Origin of the sequence: Cupriavidus sp. UGS-1, from assembly GCF_021213615.1 — a bacterium.
Classification (GTDB): Bacteria; Pseudomonadota; Gammaproteobacteria; order Burkholderiales; family Burkholderiaceae; genus Cupriavidus.
Genome location: NZ_JAJQJF010000003.1, coordinates 337,986 through 354,638, shown reverse-complemented (window position 1 = coordinate 354,638; position 16,653 = coordinate 337,986). Strand labels below are relative to the sequence as shown.

Below are 16,653 nucleotides of genomic sequence, written 5' to 3'. Positions count from 1 at the left end.
CAGTTTAGCGCAGTGAAATCGCTATTACGATAAGGATACTTATCTTAATGACACTGATTCCTTATCCGGCCAATCGACGTCAATGGTCCGCAGCCTCAGCGCATTCGCGATAACGCTCAAGGAGGACAGCGCCATCGCGGCGGCCGCGACGGCGGGCGACAGCAGTAGCCCGAAGAACGGATACAGCAGCCCGGCGGCCAACGGGATACCGGCGACGTTGTAGGCGAACGACAGGAAAAGGTTCTGCCGGATGTTACGCATGGTGGCGTGCGAAAGCATGCGCGCTCGCACGATGCCCATGAGGTCGCCCTTGAGCAACGTCACCCCCGCACTCTCCATCGCCACGTCGGTGCCCGTGCCCATCGCGATACCGACATCGGCCGCCGCGAGCGCCGGGGCGTCGTTGACGCCGTCGCCAGCCATGGCGACCACGCGGCCTTCGCTGCGAAGGCGCTGGACGATGTTGGCCTTTTCTTCGGGGTACACCTCTGCCACTACCTCGTCGATGGCAAGCTCCCGCCCTACGGCCTCGGCCGTGGTGCTGCCATCGCCTGTCAGCATCACGATTCGCACGCCAGTTTCCCGCAGGCCCTGCAGGGCCGCCGGCGTGGTGGGCTTGATGGGATCGGCGATGGCCACGAAGCCGGTGAGTCTGGCATCCATCGACACGAAGATGACGGTGGCGGACCTGGCGCGTTGCGCCTCTGCCGCCTGCAGCAGCGGCCCCACGTCGACTCCGTGCTCGGCGAGGAACTTGGCTGCCCCGCACAGCACGGCCACACCATCTACCGTCCCGAGGACGCCTTTGCCGACGGGCGAGTCGAAGTCTATGACCGGCGACAGCGGAATCTGCTGCTCCTGGGCCGCCTGAAGGATGGCCATGGCGAGCGGGTGTTCGCTCGCGCGTTCTACGCTGGCGAGCTTGCGAAGCAGTTCCTCCGCTGTGAAGCCGGCCGCCGGTTCGATATGCACGACGCTGGGACGTCCCTCCGTCAGCGTGCCAGTCTTGTCGACCACCAGCGTATCGACCTTCTCCATACGCTCCAATGCCTCCGCATCCTTGATCAACACCCCGTGCTGCGCACCGCGGCCCACGCCCACCATGATGGACATGGGAGTAGCCAGACCCAGCGCGCAGGGGCACGCAATGATCAGCACGGCCACCCCCGTGATCAATGCATAGGACAACGCTGGGCTGGGTCCCCACACCAGCCATGCGCCGAAGGTGAGCAGCGCTATCCCAATGACGACGGGGACGAACCAGGCCGATACCTGGTCCGCCATGCGCTGGATGGGCGCGCGGCTGCGCTGCGCGTCAGCCACCATGGAGACGATCTGAGCGAGCAACGTGTCGGCACCAACCTTCTCGGCGCGCATCACGAACCCGCCGGTCTGGTTCATCGTGCCGGCGGTGACCATGGAGCCTGGCACCTTGGCCACCGGCATGGGTTCGCCGGTCACCATGGACTCGTCCACCGTGCCGTTACCTTCGGTGAGCTGGCCATCTACCGGTACCCTCTCGCCCGGGCGCACCCGCAGCAAGTCCCCGACGTAAAGGGATTCGATGGGCACGGTCTGGTCCGAGCCGTCGGCCGCCACCCGCACCGCTGTCTTGGGTGCCAGGGCGAGCAGCGCTTTGATGGCGCCGGAGGTCTTCTCGCGCGCCCGAAGCTCGAGCACCTGGCCCAGCAGCACCAACACCGTGATGACGGCTGCCGCCTCGAAGTAGATCGGCACCGCTCCCTCGTGTCCCCGCAGTGGGGTGGGAAACAGTGCCGGGGCCAGCGTGCCCGCCACACTATATGCCCAGGCCGCGCCTGTTCCAAGGGCGATCAGTGTGAACATGTTCACGTTGCGGCGCTTCAGGGACGCCCAGGCTCGCTCGAAGAACGGCCAGCCGGCCCAAAGGACCACCGGTGTTCCGAAAAGCATTTGGATCCAGTTGGACGTCCGTGCGGTCAACACTTGACCGATGTCGAAGAGATGAGCCCCCATCTCGAGCCCCGCAACGGGCAGCGTGAGCGCCAGTCCGGTCCAGAAGCGCCGCGTCATGTCCCGCAGCTCGTCACCGTCGCCAGCCGTGCCCGTGGGAATGACCAGCTCCAAGGCCATCCCGCATAACGGGCAGTGCCCCGGACCGCTCTGTCTCACTTGGGGGTGCATCGGACAGGTGTACTGCTCTCCATTTGCCCGTACCGGCACAGGCGTGGGCCGTTGATCGTCGTGCTTCTTCGCGGGGCCATTTACACCATGGTCGTGGGGCCGCTGAGAGTGGCCCTGATGATGCTCGGCAGACAGCGGCCTCGGACGTTGCACGTGGCCCTCCTTCGATTTGTCGCCCACGGCAGGCAGTTCAGGCAGACTCATCGGCCTATCTCCGCAGCAGTAGCCATCTGGCCAAGCCTGCAAGACAAGCCCAGCAGAGCCAGAACATGACTCGCTCCCACCCCAGCGGCGGTGCGTCGCGGCGTTCCAGACGGGACTTCAGCGTCATGCTATCGCCGTGTACCACGAGGCCGGTGAACACAATGAGAAGCGCGTGGCCTTGCAAGATCTGGGGCGGCGAGCAGCGCCAAGCCGCCGACAAGGACGATTGCACCGATCGCCGAGGCGACTTCAACGCTCTTGATGGCGACGAAGTACTTCCCATCACGGTCCTTCGAACAGAAAAGACGAAACATCCCGGCACGATGACACGGTGGCGCAGGGCATTGCCAAGGGGCGCAGTGCCCGGGAGCCATCGCGTCGATGGCCGCACGCGTCACCGGTTAGACCGTGGAGGACAGACCAACGGGCGCCCTCAGCAAGGTTCATGGCTGCTCCCGTTCTACTTGCGGGGCATGGCGGCCTCGCGGTCCACCATCATTTGCATCATCTGCTCCATCATGGCCATGCGCCGCTCCATCTGTCGATGCATATCCATCATGCCGGCCATCCCTTGCATCTGCTGCATCGCGCCCGAGGCCGGGGGCTGTGACGGCGGCATTCCCTTGCCTCCTTGACCGCCGGGGCCACCCATTCCGCGCATTTGTCCCATCATCGCCATGCCGGACTGCATGATTTTCATATGCTCGTCCATCAAGGCCGCGCGCTCGGCCTGCGTCCTGGCCGATTGCATGCGACGGTGCATGTCCTGCATGGCGTTCATCTGCATGTCGAACCCGTCCGGTACCACGGGTGCCACCGGCGCCGGGGCCGCTCCGACCGTGGGGCTGCCGGCTGGATGGTGGGCCGAGTGATCCTCCGCGTCCTTGGGCGTTTGGGCCACGGCACATCCGGCCGCCGTCAGTACGGCAAGGGCAGAAACAAAGTTACGTAGAGGCATGGTGCTCTCCTGATGATCGACCGGTGACGGCATCCGGCCGGTGACGGCATCCGGCCATTGACGGCAATGACACGGGCCCGGAACGAGACGTTTGCCCGATTGTAGGCGCGGCCCGGAACTGTGCCTTGCGCCAGATCAAGTGATGGTCGGACCGGCGTCCTACAGTAGCAGGCAGATGGGAGCCATCCGAATCGTCGCCTTCCAGGAGGTGCCGCCGTGACGCCAGAATCTGTTTCCGGCCTGGACGCCTACACGCCCCAACAGGTCGCCGACCGGGTCAATGCATTCTGCATTGCCAAGGCGCAAATGCCACTGCTAACGTTGGCGATGCTCGGCATGCTTGCCGGCGCGTTCGTCGGGCTCGGAGCGCTGATGTTCGCGCTGGTCAGCAGCGATGCCTCGCTGGGTTTCGCGGTCAGCCGTCTATTGGGCGGGCTCGCGTTCTCGCTCGGGCTGATCCTGGTGACGGTGGCCGGCGCCGAGCTATTCACTGGCAATAACCTGCTTGCCATGGCTTGGGCTAGTGGTTGCGTCAGCACGCGCGACGTGCTGCGCAACTGGTTCGTCGTGTGCGTAACCAACTTTATCGGGGCGCTCGGACTCGCGCTGCTGGTCTGGCTCTCTGGCTACGCCGCGATGAACGATGGCGCCGTAGGTAGCACAGTCGTGGCCGTTGCGATGACCAAGGCAGGATTGCCGGCCATCGAGGCCTTTTTCCGGGGCATCCTGTGCAACGTGCTGGTGTGCATGGCGGTGTGGATGGGACTGGCGGGACGCAGCGTGGTGGACAAGGCAGTGGCCATCGTCTTCCCGATTACCGCCTTCGTGGCTGCCGGCTTCGAGCATTCCGTCGCCAATATGTATTACTTTCCCATGGCGATGCTGCTTGGAGCGCCGCTGGGCTGGGATGACGTTGCGCGCAACCTGACCGTGGTCATCGCCGGCAACCTCGTGGGTGGCAGCGTGCTGGTGGCACTGGTCTATTACTCGATCTACTTGCGGCCGGCCGCAATGAGGGCAAACGCGGTTGCCACCACGCTCGGGAAGGAACCGGGATGCTGAGCCTGACGATCGATGGCAAAGCGGTATCCGCTTCGCGCGGACAAACGGTGCTCGAAGCTGCTCGCCTTCACGGCATCGAGATTCCGACGCTGTGTCATCACCCTGATCTCTCGCCCGTCGGCTCTTGCCGACTTTGCGTGGTCGAGATAGTGGGCGACGCCCCCTTCGCGACCGCCTGCATGCTGCCCGTCCGGGAGAACATGGCGGTGCGTACGTCCACGCCTGCTATAGTCCAGGCGCGACGGGCGGTGCTGGAGATGCTGCTCGTGCGCTATGACGACGAGGTACAGCCCGAGACAAACTCCGAGTTCATGCGGTGGGTGCGGCAATACGGCGCGCGTCGCCCGGCGTTACCGCAAACTCCGGCCAGATTCGCGGCCGACACGGACCCCCACCCTTTTATCCGCGTGGACCTCAACAAGTGCATCCTCTGCACTCGCTGCGTGCGCGCCTGTGCCGAGGTACAGGGGCGTTTCGTCTGGGGCGTGGCCGGACGGGGGGAAGCCGCCCACATCGTGGCTGGGCTCGACACCACCATGTTGGAAGCCCGCTGCGAGTCATGCGGCGCTTGCGCGGCGGTCTGTCCCTCCGGAGCGCTGGCCGACAGAAATGCGCTGCAACAACAAAGCTCCGATCGAAAGGTCGCAACGATCTGCCCCTATTGCGGCGTGGGCTGTGGCATGGACCTCCATGTACGGGAAGAGAAGATCGTACGCGTGAGTTCGAATGTGCGGGCACCAGTCAACGGTATTCACCTGTGTGTAAAGGGCCGCTATGGCCATGACTTCGTACACCATGGCGGGCGGTTGCGGGAGCCGCAAGTGAGACGTTATCTGTTGGACGGCGGCATTCGGCCTCCGAACGCGCCGCGTGGGCAGTGGACTACCGTCGACTGGGACACCGCGCTCGACATCGTCGCACGGCGCTTCGCCACCGCCCGCATGGAGGCTGGTGCGGAAGGCCTGGGCGTCCTGGCCTCGGCCAAGTGCACCAACGAAGAAAACTACCTTCTGCAGAAGCTCGCGCGCCAAGTGCTGGGCACCCACAACGTCGACCATTGCGCGCGCCTGTGCCACGCATCCACGGTCGCGGGGTTGTCCATGGCGTACGGTTCCGGCGCCATGAGCAATACCCTGAAGGATGTTGCTGAAGACGCGGCCGCGGTCTTCGTGATCGGCTCGAACCCGACCGAGCAGCACCCCGTGTTCGGTACCATGCTGCGTCAAGCCGTACGCCGGCGTGGCATTCCGCTCGTGGTCGCCGCCCCCCGGGCCATTGACCTGACGGAGTTCGCGGCCGTGCACCTGCGCCATCGTCCCGGCACGAACGTGGCGCTGCTCAATGGGCTGATGCATATCATGCTGACCGAAGGCTGGCATGACCGAACGTTCATTGGGCAACGCACGGAAGGTTTCGAGGCGTGGTGCACCAGCCTGGTCGCCTATACCCCCGCGCGCGTGGCACAGATCACCGGTGTAAGCGAAGCCCAGCTGTTCCGCGCAGCATCCTTGCTGGCCCATGCCAAGCCCATGGCGGTCATCTGGGCCATGGGCATCACCCAACATACCAGTGGCGTCCTCAACGTGCTAGCGCTGGCGAACCTGCAAATGCTGTTGGGAAACCTCGGCGTACCCGGCGGTGGAGTCAATCCACTACGCGGTCAGAACAATGTGCAAGGCGCGTGCGACATGAGGGCGCTGCCCAACGTATTCCCCGGATATCAGAGTGTCGCGGATGCCGCTGCGCGGGAACTATTCGCCAGCGCTTGGGCAACAACACCCGCCCAGCGCTCAGTGTTCGCAGAGGTGCCGGGGCTCACCGTGACGGAAATGATCGGTGCAGCCGGCCAGCGCGCTCTGCGCGTGCTGTACATCGTTGGCGAGAATCCGGCTGCGACCGATCCCGACCTTAACCAGGTCAAAGCCCATCTGGATTCTGCCGAGTTCGTAGTGCTCCAGGAATTGTTCGCGTCGAACACAGCCGACTTCGCCGACGTGCTGCTGCCCGGCGCCGCATGGGCTGAGAAATGCGGGACGTTCACTAACACCGAGCGGCGGGTACAGCCGGTGCGGAAAGCCGTAAATGCGCCGGGCCATGCGAGGCCCGACTGGGACATCGTGTGCGAGTTGGCCCGGCGGACGCTTGCACTGCAGGGACGGTCCGCCACGGGACCGCACGCTGGCTGGGACTATGCCAGTCCCGATGACATCCTGATCGAGATTGGTCGGCTGTGTCCCTCCTACGCCGGGATTACGCCGGAGCGGCTGTCACGGGGTGAATCGCTGCACTGGCCCGTGCTGGACGCAAACCACCCGGGGACGCCCATCCTGCATGTAGAGCACTTCAGCCGCGGCAAGGGGAAGTTCCACGTTGCCGACCACGTGCCACCCCATGAACTGCCGGACCACGAATACCCTCTTTTGCTTACCACCGGCCGCGTCCTGCCACACTGGCACGCGGGCGAGATGACACGCCGCGTGCCGGGCCTGCTGGCGCTGTGCTCGCAGCCGCTGGTCGAGATTAGTCCCGGGGACGCCGCCCGGCTCGACATAGCGGACCACGATGCGCTGCGTCTGACTTCGCGCCGCGGCGAGGTGTGGGCCGTTGCACATGTGACAGATCGGGTGCCACCGGGAGTGGTCTTCGGCAATTTCCATTTTCCGGACGAGGCCAACGTCAACCATCTCACGCAGGCGGCGCTGGATCCCGTCGCCAAGATTCCCGAGCTCAAGGTATGCGCGGTTCGAGTGAGCCGGGTGCAGTCCTTTCCGCCTGGTCCGTTGTAAGCCGAAGTCGTCGACGCAGACCCGTGCCGCAAATCGCATAGCCTAGGAGGATGTTTCTTGCGCAGTGTAGCGGTCGCTCCTCCAGAACCATCCAGTTCCACCGTATGTTGGACACCCTGGCTCTCCTTCGCCGGCACGAATTCAGCTACGCCTCCTTCCCCGCTCCAAAAGCTCGAATAGCCCCATTCCGACGAGCATGGCTACCACGAATACCACCGTCTTGTAGTCGCGCATGCCCAAGGTGACCAGGGCCGGTCCCGGGCAGAAACCTGCGAGGCCCCAGCCGATGCCAAACAGCAGGCTGCCTCCCACGAGACGTCGGTCGACGACGGTGGCCGTCGGCATTCGCATTGGCAGTCCGAGCAGCGAGGCGCTGCGCCGGCGAGCCACGGCGAAGGCGACAACGCCGACCAGGATGGCACCGGCCATGACAAAAGCAAGCGATGGGTCCCAGTTACCGGCCAGGTCCAGGAATGCCAAGACCTTGGCTGGATTCGCCATACCCGAAAGAATCAGGCCGATGCCGAAAACAACGCCAGCCAGAAGTGCAAAGAACCCAGGCATCGTTTCCTCTCAAGCGTCAAGCAGATGGCGGGCGACGAAGACGGTAACGAATCCGGACGCCATGAAGGTGAGAGTGGCCACCAGCGAGCGCGCCGAGAGGCGCGAGATGCCGCACACGCCGTGCCCGCTCGTGCATCCCGCCCCGTAACGCGCGCCTACCCCCACGAGCAGTCCTGCCACGGTCAGTGTGCCGAAGCCGGCGTCGATTCGCGGCATCGGCAGCTGCGCGAATACTCCGTACATGAGTGGAGCGCCCATGAGTCCGGCAATGAATGCCACGCGCCAGGCGACATCGCCGCGCACCGGCGTGAGCAGTCCGCCAAGCACGCCGCTGATGCCGGCGATCCGGCCATTTAGCAGAACGAACATGGCGGCGGCGATGCCGATGATTATGCCGCCCGCCAGCGAAGCCAATGGAGTGAAGGCACTCCAGTCGATCGTCATGGGGCTATTCCTTAGGACAGTACAGCGGAAACTGGATCCGGCTCCGACACAGCGGGGCTCGTGAGCAGCGGCTCAATTATTCAGCCGATTGCCGGGAAGCGAGGGACAGCTGGGGCTGGCGGCGCGGATGCCTCCGCTCCAAGGGCATAACCCGACCGCATCCGGTGAAGACCCGGTCGGGCCCTCTCATTCCTCTCGGCCATCAGAGCCATTCCGGCGTACGCCCCTAGTGTGCGTCGTTCGAAGTTGATACCGTGGCCGGCTCCGATTTGTCAGCACGCTGAGCCGGATGGCGAACCAGCAGGACCGGACGCGTCGAGCGATGGACCACACCCTGCGCCACGCTGCCCATCAGCAATCGCTGCATCCCCCTTCGACCATGCGTGCCCATGACAATCAGGTCCGCATTCCACTCTTGCGCCTCGAGCTCGATCGTCGCCGCCACCCTTCCGGGCGCCACCGAGGTTTTTCGCAGCTTCGTACAATGCTCTACACCGGCCCCCGCCAGCGACGCCGCGGCGTCCTGCAGAACCGCTTCCCCGTAAGTCAGCAACGCCTCGGTGACGCCGCCCGGATCGTATGGGCCTATGCCGTAGTAGATATCGGTACTGTCGACAACATACAAGGCCTGGACTATCGCGCCGCAGCTCTGCGCAAGACGGGCTGCCTGCATTACTGCCAATCGGGACAATTCGCTGCCATCCACCGCTACCAGAATTCGTTTGTACATGATCATGCCCCTTCGCCACTTGTAAATGCGCGTGAGACAAGCATATGAGCGCGCACCGTCCAGCTATTGATTTGCATCAAGCTCCCTGGCTTCTCTTGCCGCTATTGTCTGACCGGACCTTGCAGCGCCAATGCTGCCGGAGCAGGCCACCTGTGTCCGTGGCAGCCACACGACCCCAAGGAGACATCCATGCAGACAACGCTTGTACCGCAGCGACATCGAACCCGTGGCAGCACTGGACCATCGAACCGTCGCGTGTACGACCAGGAGGATATGTGCCGAGTGGAAACGCTCCAGGCGGCAGGGGAGCGTTTGCGAATCGTCATTGATCGCCCTTCCCTGCCGAGAGCGCTCGTCGTGATGCTGTACGCAGGCAAAGCCTCATCGCGCATCGCATCGGCGAACTACTTCTGCCGCAAGCTGTGGAAGCTGGGGTACGCAACTGCCTTGATCGACATTGCCCCTCACCGTCACCGGCACTCGGCCGACACTTTCCACAGACATACGGATCTCGTGCACCGCGTCGCCCGCGTCGCGGAATGGCTTGAATCCGAGGCGCCGTGCGGTCCGATACCTCTGGTATGTGTAGCAGCAGGCGAGCTGGCGTCAGAGGCGACGATGGCGGTGGCCGGTCATGCTACGTTCTGCGCCTTGGTGACCCTGCGCGGTCCGCGAGACCTGGCCAGGAGCGCGAATCAGGATGCCTGCCCTATTCCTGCGTTGGCTATTGTCGGAGGCAACAGCTCGGACACCACCGCGCCAAACCGTGGCGACGGGTCGGCTGACTGTCAGTGCAGCCGGTCGTCGCTGGTGCGAACACTGGGGGGAACCTTTGACCAGCCGGCTGAACTGTCCCAAGCTGTCTCACTCTGCACCGACTGGCTTGAGACTACTATCCCACGCCAAGCGCCGTCGTCTCGGTAACCGCCGGGTAACGGGCCCTCGTTGCCGCACAGGCTTCACAGCGTGGCATCGTCGCCAAACAAGCCATGTCGAATTGCATACCGAACCAACGCCGCCTCGTTTGGCAAGCCGAGCTTCTCCATCAGACGCATCTTGTACGTGCTGATCGTCTTCGCACTGACACACAGGCCGGCGGCGATCGCCGAGACCGTTTCTCCCAGAACCAGTCTTCGGAACACCTCCATCTCGCGATCCGATAGAGAGAGATGGGGCAATTGCTCCGTCCCGCCCTGAAGCCCGGTGGCAAGCTTTTCCCCGATCGCCTGGCTGACGTAGGTGCCACCGGATGCGACCTTGCCGGTTGCGGCGACCAATTCCGTGGCGGCGCTTTCCTTGGTGAGATAGCCGGACGCGCCGGCTCGGAAAGCCCTGCGCACGTACTCTTCCTCGGCATGCATCGTCAGCACCAGTATCCGCAGCCCAGGAAACTCCGTCCGAATCTGCTTAATCAGCTCCAGCCCACTGCGCCCTGGCATGGACAGATCGAGCACGATCACATCGCTGCGGTGTTGCCGCAGCTGGCTGCACACCTGCGTCCCATCTTCGGCTTCCGCCACGACCTCGAAACCACCGGCCCGTTCAAGAATGTGCCGGACGCCGTCTCGTACGACGGCATGGTCGTCCGCGATGAAGACCTTGATCATTGTTTCCCCCCGCTCGGGATCACGTCCGACTGCGGGAAACGAACAGCCAGTCGGAAGCCGCCGCCCGGTCGATACTCCATTGTTGCAGCGCCGCCTAGCAGGCGCGCGCGCTCGCGCACCCCTACGAGCCCCATCGATCTTCCTTCGGTAGATGGCGCCGTGCGGCCGTCCCAGCCGATACCGTTGTCCTGCACCACCAGCTCGTATTGCCCGTCGACGAGTTCAAAGCGGATCTCCACATCCGATGCGCGCGAATGCCGTACCACGTTGTTCAGTGCCTCCTGGACAATGCGAAAGACGGCGACCGCAGCCTGCTCGGCAAGATCGATATCCTCACTGGCGGTCACGCTGACCGAAATGCCGTAGCGTTCGGCCGTGTTCTTGCCCAGCCAATTCAGCGCCGCGGCCGGACCGAGCTCGTCGAGCAGCGCTGGGCGCAAGTCTGAGGCGATCCGCCGTACCGAAGCCACCGTCTCGTCGATGACTTGATGCATGGCGCCGACCTGCCTCAATGCCGCCTGCGGGGCGCCGCCCTCCTCCAGATCGGCGCCCAGCATAGCCAGGTCCATCTTCAATGCGCTCAATCTCTGGCCGAGGTCATCGTGCAGCTCGCGTGCAATGCGCCGCTTCTCCTCTTCACGCGCGGTCAGCACACTGTCGGACAGCTGCTGCAATTCCTCCCGAGACTGACGCAAAGCCTGTTCGGCTCTGACACGCTCGGTGATATCGCGCAGCATCACCGTGTACAACTTGCCGGCCCGGTCGACCGTCTGCGAGATCGAGGCTTCGATCGGAAATTCGGTGCCATCGCTGCGCAGCGCATAGAGGGCACGTTGTCGCCCCATCTGTCGTTCGGAAACGCCAGTGATACCGAAACGACGGACGTGTTCCTCATGTGCCTCGCGGTACCGCGGCGGAATGAAATCGCCAAGGGGACGGCCGATGGCATTGCCCGCGTTGCAACGAAACAGCGATTCGGCCATCGGGTTGAACAGGACAATACGCTGATCACTGTCGACGGTAATAATGGCTTCCATCGACGATCGAATGATGCCGGCGAGCCGCTCTTCGCTCTCCCGGATGCGCGCCAGATTCGCGGTGGAAACGTCCCGCATGCGGCGAAGTCGCACCCAGTAAACCGCCAATACCGCGCCTGCAAGTAAACCGAAGACGGGAACAAGCGGCATGATAGTTCGCGATCCGTTGGCGGCAAGCACAAGCGAGAACGCCGCCGCAACGGTCAGGGCGACTGCCAGCCCCCCTACCCATTCCGAGCGGTCTGCATGGCGTGCGATCGAATGCTGACTGGGTCGAGGGGAAGCACCGGAAGACTGTTTGCCGCGCATATCTACCCCATCTGTTTTCGTCTAGCCGGGCTCCCGATCGTGGCAACCGGCTGACCACTGCCGTCTTCTGCCGGCCACACCGCCTGAAGGCGTCGCTTCGTGAATCTTAGTCCAATCGCGCCGAACTGGGCACAAACGCAAGCCCAGAGAGGCCCTCGTCCACCGGAATGGCGGAAGTCCCCTGTCAGCATTCCCTGACAAGTCCGGACGTCGTGCTGACGTCAATCTCAGCGAACCCTGCTTTCTACCGCTTAAGGGGCCTTCCATACTGAAGCTCATGAACACGGCCCCGTTTCCACGTCCGCTGACCATCTACCTGGTCCATGAAGGCCAATGGGTCGCAGCACGCCTGCTTAGGTTGTTCCGGCGTATCCCCAACGTCGCTTGCATCGGCGTCGGCCGCTATTCGTCCCGGACGATTGCGGCCGTCGAAGCGGTGCGGCCGGACATCGTTGTCCTGGACATTGGCGCGGGCCACCGCGATGCATTGCATCGGCTGCAGAGCCTCCGTGAAGCAGCACGGACGGCCATCGTACTGTTACTGGCGCATGGCTGTGCATGGCAGAGCCGGCAACGGTACTTGGAGGCCGGCGCAGATTACTGCTTGGACATGACGCTGCAGTTCGCGGAGTTGATGAATTGCCTGCAACAGCTGGGAAAAGCGAGCCGCTCGGATGACGAGGTGCGTCAAACACCTTTGATAGCGACACCGCCCATTGCGTAGCGTCCGCTGCGACACCGAAGCAAGTAGATCGAGATTGAGGCTATCCAACCAAGGAGATTCACGTGTTCAAAGCGATAGCAACGAGGGAATCGACGACCGACATCCCTCGGCATCCGGAATTGCCCATACGTGATGACCGCCCTTCAGGGTCGATGGCTACCGCACTGGCCGGCGAACGCGCGATGGCCCAGTGCACGCACTGTCCTCAAAGGCACCACGCTTGTGTCGCCTCATGCGTCGACGATCATTCGCTACCGAGGTTGACCACCGTCGTGCAGACCTGGCGAAGCGTCCGCCGGGGCGAATACCTCTTTCGGGCCGGAGACGCCTTCCAGAACGTCTATGCCGTCCGGTCCGGATCTTTCAAGACAGTCGTGATGCAATGGAACGGCCGTGATCACGTCACGGGGTTTCATCATGCGGGAGAGACCATTGGCCTGGACGGAATCTGTACCAACCATCATCCGTCCGACGCCGTCGCGCTGGAAGACAGCACGGTGTGCGTCATTCCTTTCCATGCCCTGGAGGCATTGTGTCGGGAAGTCAGGTCCCTGCAACAATATGTTCATCGGCTCTTCAGCGCGGAAATCGTGCGGGAATCCGGCATGATGGTAATGCTGGCGGACATGAGCGCGGAGCAGCGGCTAGCCTCGTTCCTGCTCAACTTTGCTTCGCGTATGCAATCCCATGGGTACTCCGGTACCGACCTGCGGCTGCGCATGACGCGGGCGGAGATCGGCAGCTATCTTGGCATGACGCTCGAAACGGTGAGCCGGACATTCTCGCGCTTGCAGCAAGACCGCCTGATCTCCGTCAAGGGAAAGCAGGTGACACTGACTGACAAGGACCGCCTTGATCGCCTGTAGATTGCCTGTAGAATTTTGTGCGGCACTACGGCGGCACGTCGCTACTTCGGTCGATCATGCTTCGCGCGGCGAAAGCCATGCTGGCCGGTTAGGCGCGCCCTGACCTCGCTGCTCGGTGTTCCAGTCGGCCACGAAGCCTTCCAGCGCCCCGGCTGCCGCTCCGCTCTGCACGTCGCGCTGCCGTAAGGTCAACATGGGACGCGGAGCGCGTCCGACTATGCGCCCAATCTCCTCGCCGGCACTCAGGCCGCCGCGCGAGGCCATCACGATAACAGCCGATACGCCATTGGCCAGCGTCCCACGGTCGCACAGGAAGGCTCGCATCGGCGCAGCAAGCCGGCCAAGCCAAACCGGAGCCATGACGACGAGATGTTCAGTGCCGGCAAAGCCCGGCCCCCGATAGCCGTAGGCCGGACGCCGCCGCAGCAGGACATCAAGCATGCACCTCAGGTCGCCGACCCAGCCGGCACGGCCCGACTCGTCGACCACCTCGGCAAGTGGCCACCCGGTCATTGCAGCGAGCTGTTGGGCCGCCTGGCGGGTAGTGCCAGTACGGGAGTAGTAGACAATCAGGACTTCTTCCATGGCTGCTCTCCTTCAATGATGGCCGCGCTTCGCTGCGCGATGCGTGCTATCCCAGGTCATACGATTCCCGATACTCCGGCATCGTCACGTGCCATCGCAACCGCCGCTCGATTTGCTGACGCAAGGCATCTGCAGCCGGCGGTTCGCCATGGACAATAAACGTGTTTCGCGGTGGCGCGGCGAATGTTCCCAGCCATCCCAGCAACTCTTCTGCGTCGGCGTGCGCGGACAGATTCTCGATCTCGATGACTTCGGCTTCAATTGCCACGTCGCGGCCGTGAATCCGCAGCGAGCGTGCGCCTTCGGCCAAAGCAGCGCCTCTTGTGCCGGCAGCTTGAAAGCCACACAACAGGATCGAATTGCGCGCGTCGCCTCCGAAGTGCTCGATATGGTGCACCACGCGCCCGCCGGTCGCCATGCCGCTGCCCGCGATGATGATCTTCGGCGCCCGACTCTTGTTCAGCGCGATCGACTCATCGGTGCTCTTTACGAGGATCGGCAGCTCGCAGGCGGAAGCGATCTGATCTCTGTCCAGCCGGAGATCCTCGGGATGCAATGCGAATATCTTGGTCGCATTGATGGCCAGCGGGCTATTCAGGTACACCGGCACGAATGGCAATCGGCCCTGATCACGCAGCCACTTCAGGCAATACAATATCGTCTGCGTGCGTCCGACCGCGAACGCGGGGACTATAACCGTGCCGCCACGTTCGACCGTCCGCGTGACAGCCGCTCCGAATGTGTCGCGAGGATCGTCCGAGGGATGTGCCCTGTTCCCGTACGTCGATTCGACGAGGAGGACATCGGCGTGTTCGATCGGTTCAGGCGGTCGCATCACCAGATCCTGCTGTCTGCCAAGGTCCCCCGAGAACACGATTTGACGACCGTTGACATGGAGCGTGACGACAGCCGAGCCGATGATATGGCCGGCGCGTGAAAACTCGACATCGATGTCATCGGTCACGCGTCGCCGTTGATGAAAGGAGACCAATTCGAGCCGGCGAAGCGCCCGCGCGACATCGGCTGTCTGATACAACGGCAACGCCGGTTGGTGCCGCGAGAAGTGCTTGCGATTTGCATAAGCGGCGTCCTCCTCGGCCAGATGTGCACTGTCCGGCCACAGGATGCCGCACAATTGCGCCGTCCCAGCGGTGCAGTAGACGCGCCCCCGAAAGCCGTTCTTGACCAGTAGTGGCACGTAGCCGCTGTGGTCCAGATGCGCGTGCGTCAGTACAACGGCGTCGAGGCTCGACGGCTCCACCGGCAACCGGTCCCAGTTACGCAGACGCAGCGCCTTGTAGCCTTGAAACAATCCGCAATCGACCATCACGCGCGACCGTCCTGTATCGAGTACGAATCGCGACCCGGTGACCGTATCCGTCGCTCCCAAGAATTGCAAACGCATGTCCTGAATCCTCTGTGCCCGCCCCTCTGAGAAGCGGGTCGAAATCGATCTGCGTGCAGATGCTCATTGCCGGTCAGTGGGACATCAGCACCGGTACGGTCATCGCCGCGAGCATGGTCCGCGTGACGCCACCGAGCACCATCTCGCGCAGTCTGCCGCGCCCATATGCGCCCATCACGATCATGTCGGCTCCGCAGTCCGCCGTTCGCGACAGCAGGAATTCCGCCACCGCCATATCGTCGTCACAAAGGGCAGACTCGGCGCGCGCCTGAATGCCATGGTCGCCCAGCGCTGTCAGGGCCTGTTCGACCGGGCTGGCGTCCACGTGCGGTGGTCTGAGTTCTTCCTCGACACTGATCACCGTCACGGCACCCCCGGCCAGCAATGGCACGGCGTCGTGCAGGGCACGGGCCGATTGCCCGCTGCCGTTCCATGCCAGCACCGCTCTGCGCCCGACCGTCTCGAACGTCCCCGCGTAAGGAACGACAAGCACGGGGCGCCCAGACTCCAGCACGAGGGACTCGACGAACTGCGGTGCCACATAGCTGCCCGGGTCCTCCGAATCGTACTGACCTGCGACAATCAAGTCGGCCTCGCGCGTTTCGCGCACTACTGCAGACGGCAGCACCCCTTCCACGACCCGCCATTGCGCACGCTCCAGTCCAAAAGCGTGCATGCACGCCTCGAACTGGCGCCGCACCACCTCTCTGATTTCCTGCCTGCGCCTGCGGTCGGCTTCCAGCACGATTCCGGCGCCCTCCATCAAATAGAACCAGGCCGGATCCGGCATGAAGCCTGCATACAGACCGATCAGCCTGGCACCGTGATCCCTGGCAAGGCCTGCGGCCAGCTCCAGTCGATGCATCGCACGCCGGCCGGCGTCCAGGTGGACCATGATGTTGCTGTAAGGCATGGCGATTCTCCTGACGTTACATGCCTTCACTGTATGGAAAGGATCCTCGTCCGTATTGATGCACATCAAGGCGTCACGGCGTCTTCTCGCATTTGCTGCAATGGCACGTCGATCGTTTCATTGATGGACGTCAAGGAAATTTCTGCCGCGCCACGTACAGTCGACAGTGCGGGTACCGGCACCGCGATGCCTTGCCAAAAGCGGACGCCGACGCCGACGCGAAGCAATCCCACTTGGAGCCATGGCGATGCAACAATTCGTCCCCTCTGCGCTCGCTTATGCGCCGGGTCCCAATG

The 16,653-nt window shown here is 63.4% G+C and carries 14 protein-coding genes; 4 read left to right on the top strand and 10 right to left on the bottom strand.

Going from position 1 to position 16,653, the window contains the following annotated elements; all coding sequences use genetic code 11:
* Positions 1-39 precede the first annotated feature (39 nt).
* Complete coding sequence (locus LRR16_RS06445) at positions 40-2,367, bottom strand: copper-translocating P-type ATPase (RefSeq protein WP_370646761.1); 2,328 nt, start codon at positions 2,365-2,367, stop codon at positions 40-42.
* A gap of 460 nt (positions 2,368-2,827) precedes the next feature.
* Positions 2,828-3,325 carry a hypothetical protein gene (locus LRR16_RS06440; protein ID WP_232205224.1) on the bottom strand — a complete coding sequence of 166 codons (498 nt, stop codon included), beginning with the start codon at positions 3,323-3,325 and terminating at the stop codon, positions 2,828-2,830.
* A 216-nt stretch (positions 3,326-3,541) separates the two neighbouring features.
* Between LRR16_RS06440 and LRR16_RS06435 the strand changes: the two genes are divergently transcribed.
* Positions 3,542-4,387, top strand: a complete 846-nt coding sequence (locus tag LRR16_RS06435) for a formate/nitrite transporter family protein (protein ID WP_232205223.1) — start codon at positions 3,542-3,544, stop codon at positions 4,385-4,387.
* Complete coding sequence (fdhF, locus tag LRR16_RS06430; protein ID WP_232205222.1) at positions 4,381-7,173, top strand: formate dehydrogenase subunit alpha; 2,793 nt, start codon at positions 4,381-4,383, stop codon at positions 7,171-7,173. The genes LRR16_RS06435 and fdhF overlap by 7 nt, the downstream gene beginning before the upstream one ends.
* A 141-nt stretch (positions 7,174-7,314) precedes the next feature.
* On the opposite strand, the gene LRR16_RS06425 is transcribed toward fdhF, so the two are convergent.
* The 5 genes from LRR16_RS06425 to LRR16_RS06405 form a co-directional block, all read right to left on the bottom strand.
* Positions 7,315-7,737, bottom strand: a complete 423-nt coding sequence (locus LRR16_RS06425; protein WP_232205221.1) for a YeeE/YedE family protein — start codon at positions 7,735-7,737, stop codon at positions 7,315-7,317.
* A 9-nt stretch (positions 7,738-7,746) separates the two neighbouring features.
* Positions 7,747-8,181: a YeeE/YedE family protein gene (locus tag LRR16_RS06420; protein WP_232205220.1), complete on the bottom strand. Its 435-nt coding sequence runs from the start codon at positions 8,179-8,181 to the stop codon at positions 7,747-7,749.
* A gap of 226 nt (positions 8,182-8,407) precedes the next feature.
* On the bottom strand, positions 8,408-8,911 hold the full coding sequence (locus LRR16_RS06415) for a universal stress protein (RefSeq protein ID WP_174781657.1): 504 nt from the start codon (positions 8,909-8,911) through the stop codon (positions 8,408-8,410).
* 959 nt (positions 8,912-9,870) lie between these two features.
* On the bottom strand, positions 9,871-10,518 hold the full coding sequence (locus LRR16_RS06410) for a response regulator transcription factor (protein ID WP_232205219.1): 648 nt from the start codon (positions 10,516-10,518) through the stop codon (positions 9,871-9,873).
* Positions 10,515-11,705 carry a PAS domain-containing sensor histidine kinase gene (locus LRR16_RS06405; RefSeq protein WP_232205218.1) on the bottom strand — a complete coding sequence of 397 codons (1,191 nt, stop codon included), beginning with the start codon at positions 11,703-11,705 and terminating at the stop codon, positions 10,515-10,517. Before LRR16_RS06405 ends, LRR16_RS06410 begins: the two co-directional genes overlap by 4 nt.
* Before the next feature lie 436 nt (positions 11,706-12,141).
* Between LRR16_RS06405 and LRR16_RS06400 the strand changes: the two genes are divergently transcribed.
* Both LRR16_RS06400 and LRR16_RS06395 read left to right on the top strand, forming a co-directional pair.
* Positions 12,142-12,588: a hypothetical protein gene (locus LRR16_RS06400; protein ID WP_232205217.1), complete on the top strand. Its 447-nt coding sequence runs from the start codon at positions 12,142-12,144 to the stop codon at positions 12,586-12,588.
* A 260-nt stretch (positions 12,589-12,848) separates the two neighbouring features.
* Positions 12,849-13,454, top strand: coding sequence for a helix-turn-helix domain-containing protein (locus LRR16_RS06395; RefSeq protein WP_232205216.1), 606 nt, complete (start codon positions 12,849-12,851; stop codon positions 13,452-13,454).
* A 54-nt stretch (positions 13,455-13,508) separates the two neighbouring features.
* On the opposite strand, the gene LRR16_RS06390 is transcribed toward LRR16_RS06395, so the two are convergent.
* From LRR16_RS06390 to LRR16_RS06380, 3 genes are all read right to left on the bottom strand, one after another.
* Positions 13,509-14,039: a flavodoxin family protein gene (locus LRR16_RS06390; protein ID WP_174781652.1), complete on the bottom strand. Its 531-nt coding sequence runs from the start codon at positions 14,037-14,039 to the stop codon at positions 13,509-13,511.
* 46 nt (positions 14,040-14,085) lie between these two features.
* Positions 14,086-15,444 carry an MBL fold metallo-hydrolase RNA specificity domain-containing protein gene (locus LRR16_RS06385; protein WP_232205215.1) on the bottom strand — a complete coding sequence of 453 codons (1,359 nt, stop codon included), beginning with the start codon at positions 15,442-15,444 and terminating at the stop codon, positions 14,086-14,088.
* Between the two features lie 73 nt (positions 15,445-15,517).
* Positions 15,518-16,357: a universal stress protein gene (locus tag LRR16_RS06380; protein WP_174781650.1), complete on the bottom strand. Its 840-nt coding sequence runs from the start codon at positions 16,355-16,357 to the stop codon at positions 15,518-15,520.
* Positions 16,358-16,653: the final 296 nt, after the last annotated feature.

Bases quoted from the DNA above. Each gene is read 5' to 3' on its own strand.
- LRR16_RS06440 (WP_232205224.1), bottom strand. From the start codon at position 3,325: ATGCCTCTACGTAACTTTGTTTCTGCCCTTGCCGTACTGACGGCGGCC.
- LRR16_RS06390 (WP_174781652.1), bottom strand. From the start codon at position 14,039: ATGGAAGAAGTCCTGATTGTCTACTACTCCCGTACTGGCACTACCCGC.
- LRR16_RS06415 (WP_174781657.1), bottom strand. From the start codon at position 8,911: ATGTACAAACGAATTCTGGTAGCGGTGGATGGCAGCGAATTGTCCCGA.
- LRR16_RS06380 (WP_174781650.1), bottom strand. From the start codon at position 16,357: ATGCCTTACAGCAACATCATGGTCCACCTGGACGCCGGCCGGCGTGCG.
- fdhF (WP_232205222.1), top strand. From the start codon at position 4,381: ATGCTGAGCCTGACGATCGATGGCAAAGCGGTATCCGCTTCGCGCGGA.
- LRR16_RS06400 (WP_232205217.1), top strand. From the start codon at position 12,142: ATGAACACGGCCCCGTTTCCACGTCCGCTGACCATCTACCTGGTCCAT.
- LRR16_RS06445 (WP_370646761.1), bottom strand. From the start codon at position 2,367: ATGAGTCTGCCTGAACTGCCTGCCGTGGGCGACAAATCGAAGGAGGGC.
- LRR16_RS06420 (WP_232205220.1), bottom strand. From the start codon at position 8,181: ATGACGATCGACTGGAGTGCCTTCACTCCATTGGCTTCGCTGGCGGGC.
- LRR16_RS06405 (WP_232205218.1), bottom strand. From the start codon at position 11,705: ATGCCGCTTGTTCCCGTCTTCGGTTTACTTGCAGGCGCGGTATTGGCG.
- LRR16_RS06385 (WP_232205215.1), bottom strand. From the start codon at position 15,444: ATGCGTTTGCAATTCTTGGGAGCGACGGATACGGTCACCGGGTCGCGA.
- LRR16_RS06410 (WP_232205219.1), bottom strand. From the start codon at position 10,518: ATGATCAAGGTCTTCATCGCGGACGACCATGCCGTCGTACGAGACGGC.
- LRR16_RS06425 (WP_232205221.1), bottom strand. From the start codon at position 7,737: ATGCCTGGGTTCTTTGCACTTCTGGCTGGCGTTGTTTTCGGCATCGGC.